Origin of the sequence: Ferrovibrio sp. (assembly GCF_019636075.1) — a bacterium.
Classification (GTDB): domain Bacteria; phylum Pseudomonadota; class Alphaproteobacteria; order Ferrovibrionales; family Ferrovibrionaceae; genus Ferrovibrio.
On the sequence record NZ_JAHBYG010000085.1, the window covers coordinates 1 to 1665 of the forward strand.

At 60.2% G+C, this 1665-nt stretch carries 1 protein-coding gene; it reads left to right on the top strand.

Annotated features, from left to right (window positions below):
* The coding region (locus KF827_RS19520) for a tetratricopeptide repeat protein (protein ID WP_291009303.1) at positions 1-1665 on the top strand (1665 nt) is incomplete at both ends.

The following is a 1665-nucleotide window of genomic DNA, read 5'->3' on the forward strand; positions in this document are numbered from 1 at the left end:
TGTCTGCCATCGATGGCTTTTTCACCGATGATTACATGGTGCCGCCCGGCCATGAGGATGTGCTGAGCGAACGGGTTGTGCGGCTTGGGCGTTCGCCGCTGGTCTATCGTCCGCCGGATGGGATGCCGGCTGTGGGCGACTTGCCGGCGAAGCGGAATGGCTATGTCACGTTCGGCAGTTTCAGCCGCACTGTGCGGTTGAACGAGAAGGTGATCGCGCTGTGGTCGGAACTGCTGAAGATGGTGCCCAATGCCATCTTGGTATTGAACAGCAAGCCCTTCGCGGAAGAGGCTTCGCGGAAGCAATTCGAGGCGCGGTTTGCGGCGAACGGCATCGGTGCGGAGCGTTTGAAGCTGATCTATACCAGCCCGCAGCCCAATACCTGGGCGTATTACAACGAGATCGACATTGCGCTTGATCCGTTTCCGCATAATGCGGGCACCACCACGATAGAGGCTTTGTGGATGGGCGTGCCGGTGATCAGCAAGGCGGACCGGCCGACGGTTGGCCGTTTTGGCGCCAGCATCCTGGGCGCGCTGGGTATGAGCGACTGGGTGGCGGAAACGCCGGAACAGTATGTTGAGATCGCCGCGCGCTGGGCGAGCGATTTGGGCGGCCTGGCGAAACTGCGCAGCAATCTGCGGCCGCGCTTCCAGGCATCGGCGCTGTCCGATGGTCCCGGTCTGGTCAAGGCCATCGAGGCCGGATATCGCAAGCTCTGGCAAGAATGGTGCAATCAGCCTCCCTTGTCCGCGGATATCCTGTATCGTCAGGCCGTGCTGGATGCGCAGTCCAACCGGCCGAAGGTTGCCTTGGCTTTGTGCCGCCGTATTCTGGAGCAGCAAGCCGATCATGCCGATACCTTGCGCTTGGCGGCAATCTGCGCCGACAAGCTGGGGCAGGGGGATGAGGCGGCAGAGTATTTCTCGCGGGCTTTGCCGTTCTTTCCCAAGAAGCTCAATCTGGCGATGTCTTACGCCAATCTGCTGCAGCGATTGCAGCGTTGGGCCGAGGCGGAAGCGGTTTATCGTCAGCGTTTGCAGTATCACGATCCGCTGGTTTCGCTGAATTACAGTGTCTTGCTGATTCAGCAAGGCAGCTTGCGCGAAGCCGAAGCGGTATGCCGACAGGCCCTCGCGGCCTATCCTGACAGCGACCATGCAGTGGCGCTGCACAGCAATCTTCTGTTCTGCCTGAATTACCGTGCGGATATCGGTCCGGATGAAATCCGTGAGGAATATAAAAGCTGGGATGCCCGCCATGGCCGGCCGAAGCTGCCCAACCCGCTGATACACGGCAACGACCGCACACCGGATCGCCGTTTAAAGATTGGCTATGTGTCACCGGATTTTCGGCATCATGCCGTGGCGATGTTCTTCGAGCCATTGTTGGTATCTCGGGACCGGGATGCTTTCGAAGTCTATCTGTATGGCGAAGTGGCGAATCCGGATGCGACCACCCAGCGGCTGCGCGGCCTGGCGGATCATTGGCGCGGCACGGTAGGTAAAAGCGATGATGAAGTAGCCGCCCAAATCCGTGCCGATGGCATCGATATCCTGGTGGACCTGGCCGGGCATACGGCGGGCAACCGGCTGCCGGTTTTTGCGCGTAAGCCGGCGCCTGTGCAATTCGCCTATCTGATCGGGCAGGGTACGACCACGGGTT